Source organism: Streptomyces sp. NPDC057474, assembly GCF_042802555.1.
Lineage (GTDB): Bacteria > Actinomycetota > Actinomycetes > Streptomycetales > Streptomycetaceae > Streptomyces.
The window spans coordinates 1-4,660 of sequence record NZ_JBHVDX010000403.1 but is presented as its reverse complement, the minus strand read 5'-3'; the positions used below and the strand labels follow the sequence as shown (position 1 = coordinate 4,660).

At 72.5% G+C, this 4,660-nt stretch carries 5 protein-coding genes; 4 read left to right on the top strand and 1 reads right to left on the bottom strand.

All coding sequences use genetic code 11. The annotated features are described in order from the left end of the window. Nucleotides 1-37: 37 nt before the first annotated feature. Nucleotides 38-202 (bottom strand): hypothetical protein, encoded by a 165-nt coding sequence (locus tag ACFU53_RS46750; protein WP_086755445.1) that lies wholly within the window; start codon nt 200-202, stop codon nt 38-40. Between the two features lie 245 nt (nt 203-447). Here ACFU53_RS46750 and ACFU53_RS46745 point away from each other — a divergent pair, with 245 nt between their 5' ends. From ACFU53_RS46745 to ACFU53_RS46730, 4 genes are all read left to right on the top strand, one after another. Continuing rightward, nucleotides 448-1,665, top strand: a complete 1,218-nt coding sequence (locus ACFU53_RS46745) for an NYN domain-containing protein (protein WP_384006384.1) — start codon at nt 448-450, stop codon at nt 1,663-1,665. 167 nt (nt 1,666-1,832) lie between these two features. After that, the gene (locus ACFU53_RS46740; protein ID WP_384006382.1) at nt 1,833-2,858 is read left to right on the top strand and encodes an ABC transporter ATP-binding protein; all 1,026 of its coding nucleotides are present in this window, start codon (nt 1,833-1,835) and stop codon (nt 2,856-2,858) included. A gap of 106 nt (nt 2,859-2,964) precedes the next feature. Next, nucleotides 2,965-3,789, top strand: coding sequence for an ABC transporter permease (locus ACFU53_RS46735; protein ID WP_384006380.1), 825 nt, complete (start codon nt 2,965-2,967; stop codon nt 3,787-3,789). A gap of 34 nt (nt 3,790-3,823) precedes the next feature. Beyond that, complete coding sequence (locus tag ACFU53_RS46730) at nt 3,824-4,495, top strand: DUF2567 domain-containing protein (RefSeq protein WP_384006378.1); 672 nt, start codon at nt 3,824-3,826, stop codon at nt 4,493-4,495. The last annotated feature ends 165 nt before the right edge of the window (nt 4,496-4,660 follow it).

Genomic DNA, 4,660 nt, shown 5'->3' with positions numbered 1-4,660 from the left:
TCGATGTACCTGGACTGCAACAGCCCGTCCTGCTATGTCAGTTGTGACCGAAGCGCTTCTGCCGGCCCTTGCGGGCCATGTCGCCGGGGGTCACCTGGGTCGCGCGCTGCTCGGCCTGCGACTCCAGCGAGGACTGCTGGGCCTCCTGCTGACCACGCTCGGACTGCGGCTGCTTACGGTCCTGCTTCTTGTTCTTGGCCATGGTGATCTGCCTCCTGCGGGGGATCTAGGGGCCAGGGCCGCGACCAGACTCACATAGCATGACAAGGCGCGCATTTCGGAAAATCACCGTCCGTGACGAGAGTTGTCGGGCCGTGTGTCGCACCGAAAGGGGGCGTGCGGCTGATACGCCACGCCGAAGATCGAGTTCCGGCCGTTAACCTCCGCGTGGTCGGGCAGACTCGAAGGAAGCCCGAAGCAAACCTCCCCGGAAAGAGGGTGGATCGCGTGGACCGCTGCATCGTCCTGGTGGACGCCGGGTATCTGCTCGGCGCGGCCGCCAGCCTCCTCGCCGGAGAACCCTCCCGCTCCCGCATCACCGTCGATCACGCCGCCCTCATCCAGGGGCTGCGCGAGCGCGCCGAGGCCGACACCGAGCGGCCGTTGCTGCGCATCTACTGGTTCGACGGCGCCCCCGACCGCGTCCCGCAGCCCGAGCACCGCAGGCTGCGCGTGATGCCCCGGGTCACCGTCCGGCTCGGCGCGCTGACCCGGAGCGACGGGCGGTGGGCGCAGAAGGGCGTGGACGCCGCCATGCACGCCGAACTGACCGAGCTGGCCCGCAACCGCGCCTGCTCCGACGTGGTGCTCGTGACCGGCGACGGGGATCTGCTGCCGGGCATGATGGCCGCCAAGGAGCACGGCGTCGCCGTACACCTGTGGGCCGTGCAGGCCGCCGACGGCGACTACAACCAGTCCGAGGACCTGGTCGCCGAGGCCGACGAGCGGCGTGTGCTCGACCGGATGTGGATCACCAAGGCCGTACGCGCCAAGGACCTCGGCGGGATCTGCGCGCCGCAGCCGGTGCCGCGGCCGGAGATCGCCGCGATCCTGTCGGCGCCACTGCCCGAGTCGGCCCACGCGGCCGCCGCCGAACGGCAGGCCGAGGCCGAGCACGCCTCGGCGGGTGCGGGGCGCAACGGCACCGAGGAACGGGCGGCAACCCCCAAGGGCGTACCGACGCCGAAGGATTTGGCGGCGATGCGGGGGCCCGGGGCGCACGCCGCGCAGCATCCGGCGACGGCCACGTTGCGGTGGTCCTCCGACAAGGGGTGGGTGGACCGGCCCGGGGGCGCGGCGGAGCCGCCGGAGGCGGCGGCAATGCCGACGCTGGCGCAGCTGACGACGGCGGAGCAGCGGTGGGCCGACCGGGAGGAGGACATCACGACGGTGGGGGGTGACCCCTTCGAGGTCGGGCAGGTGTTCGCACGGCGGTGGATGGCCCGGCTGACCGATCAGTCGCATCTGCAGAAGCTGTCGGGGATGTATCCGCGGGTGCCGCATCGGGTGGACGGGGAGTTGTTGCGGTACGCGGCTCGGTTCGGGCTGCTGGCGCACAAGGACGATCAGATCGATGAGCATGACCGGTATGCGATTCGGGCCGGGTTCTGGCGGGAGATCGATGTGCGTACGGGGGCGGAGCATGCGCCTGCGGGGGAGCGGTAGGGGCGCCCAGTGGCTCGGGGCCGACTGTTCGTGGGCGACTGCGGGTTCGTTGTGGCTGGTCGCCCACGCGGCGGAGCCGCATATGTGACAGCCCCGCGCCCCTTTGGGGCTCGGCTGGGGTGACCCGGAGGAAAAACGGCGCCCAGGACCCCGTAGGCTCGTTCCTCGTGAGTACGCGTACGGCACAGGCGATCCGGCACGGTGGGGACGTCGTGTGTGCTGTGCGGGGGCTCACCAAGACGTACCCGGCGACGCGGGGGCGGCGGGGTACACCGGCGACTCCCGAGGTGCGGGCCAATGACGCGGTGGCTCTGGAGGTCCGGCGCGGGGAGATCTTCGGGCTGCTCGGGCCCAACGGGGCGGGCAAGACCACTCTCGTACGGCAGCTGACCGGGCTGATGCGGCCCGATGACGGCACCGTCGACATTCTGGGCCACGACATCGTGCGGCATCCCGAGCGGGCCTCTCGGATCCTCGCCTATCTGGGGCAGGAGTCGACCGCCCTCGATGAGCTGACCGTGGCCCTGGCCGCGGAGACCACCGGGCGGCTGCGCGGACTGGAGGTACGGCGGGCGCGGGCCGAGCGGGACGCGGTGCTGGAGGAGCTGGGGCTGACCGGGCTCGCCGCACGACCCCTGAAGAAGCTGTCCGGCGGGCAGCGGCGGCTCGCCTGTTTCGCCACCGCGCTCGTCGGGGAGCGGCCGCTGCTCGTGCTCGACGAACCGACCAGCGGCATGGACCCGGTGGCCCGACGGGCCGTGTGGGCCGCCGTCGACCGGCGGCGGGCCGAGTCCGGCACCACCGTCCTGCTGGTCACCCACAACGTCATCGAGGCGGAGACCGTGCTCGACCGGGTCGCCGTCCTCGACAAAGGGCGGGTCATCGCCTGCGACACCCCTGCCGGACTGAAGGAGCAGGTCGCGGGTGAGGTGCGCGTCGAGCTGGTGTGGCGGGAGAAGGCCCCGCTGGACGTCCCCGAGGTCGCCGCGCTGCGCCCGCGCGCCGTGGAGTCAGGGCGCCGCTGGACGCTCCGGCTCGCGCCCGAGGAGGCGCGCGCGGTGGTGGCGACGGTGACCGGGGGCGCCGCCTTCGTGGCGCTCGACGACTTCACCCTCGCCACGCCGAGCCTGGAGGACGTCTACCTGGCACTCGGCGGCAGCGCGGGCAGCGCACAGGGGCTGGTCAAGGGGTGAGGGACGCGGGCGTGAGCCGGAGAACAGTCGATGCGGACGTGAACGGCAGGGCTGCCGCAGCCGTACGAAAATGGGCGACAGCCGAAGCGAAGAGGAGCAACTCGACGTGAGTGTCGTACCCGCCGAGATCCTGCCGGGCAAGGCCCTGGCCGCAGAGGAGCGCGTGGAGCGCGGAGCCGCCGAGCTCGGGCCCCGCGCGCGGCTGTGGCCGTCGCTCTGCGCGGTGTACCGCGCGCAGCTCTCCCGGGCGCGGGTCGCGCGGATCCCGCTGCTGTTCGTGGCCACCTTCCAGTCCATCGGGATCATGATCCTGATGCGTGGAGTCGTGGACGGCGGGGCCGAGGCGCACGCCGTGGTCGCCGGTTCGGCGGTGCTCGTCGTCGCCTTCGTCGCACTGAACCTGCTGGCCCAGTACTTCGGGCAGCTGCGCTCCAGCGGTGGGCTCGATCACTACGCGACGCTGCCCGTGCCGCCGGCGGCGGTGGTGCTGGGCGCGGCGGGGGCGTATGCCTCCTTCACCGTGCCGGGGACCCTCGTGACCGCCGTCTTCGGCTGTGTGCTCTTCGGGCTGCCGCTGACCCACCTCTGGGTGCTCGCCGCCGTGATCCCGCTCGCCGGGGCCGCGCTCGCCGGGCTGGGCGCCGCGCTGGGCCTGCTCGCCCCGCGTCCCGAACTCGCCACCGTGCTCGGGCAGCTGGGTATGTCGGCGGCGCTGCTGCTGGGCGTGCTGCCGGCCGACCGGATGCCGGGCTTCGTCCGGTTCGCACGGGATCTGCTGCCCTCGACGTACGGCGTGGATGCCCTCGCACGGACCTTCGGGCCGAATCCGGACTGGGCCTTCGTGCTCGGTGACCTCGCCGTGTGCGCGGGCGTCGGGGTCGTCTCGCTCGCGGTCGCCACCTGGGCGTACCGGCGGGCCGCCGTCCGGTGACGCGGCGCGCAGCCGCGCCTGGCACGATGGCAGAGTGACCGCACCGTTGACTCCTCCTCCGCCGCCGCACAACCAGTCCCCGAACGACCCCTGGGCTCCACCGCCCACCAGCGGTGGGGGCGAGGCGGAACTCTGGTACGAGCCGGAGAAGCCGGCCGGCCCCGGGTTGAGGACCGAGCTGATCGAGGCCGCCGTCGTCACCGCGGTCATGGCGCTGCTCGGCGGCGCGCTGCTCGGTCTTCTGTGGTGGTGGCTCGCGCCGCACGTACCGCTCGTCTCCGACGGGTCGGCGGTCTACTTCAAGGACACCGAGGGCGAACAGGCCGTCGGTGTCGACGGAACGTTCACGCTGCTGGCCCTGGGCGCCGGTGCGCTGAGCGCGCTCGTCGTCTTCCTGTTGCGCCGGCGTGGCGGGGTGCCCCTCGTCGTGGCGCTCACGGTCGGCGGGCTGCTGGGGGCCGTGCTGGCGTGGCGGCTCGGGGTGTGGCTCGGGCCCGAGACCGATGTCGCGGCGCGGGCGAAGGAGGTCGGGCAGGAGGTGACGTTCTCGGCGCCGCTCAAGCTCGGTGCGAAGGGCGCGCTGCTGGCCTGGCCGCTGGCGGGGTTGCTGGTGCACCTTGGGCTGACCGCGTTGTTCGGGCCGCGGGATCCTGAGCCGTTTGAGCAGGAGCAGTACAAGGACGGGTACGGCGCGCCGATTGCCTGACGGGGTTTGTTTCGCCCCGCCGCCCCTACCCGTCCCATCCCAGGGGCTGCGCCCGTTCGACCCCCGCGGTGAGGTCTTCGGGCGCGAGTGGATCGTGGTCGCTCGCGCAGTTCCCCGCGCCCCTGAAAGACCAGGCCATGCGGGCCTGAAAGAGAAGGGTCCTGC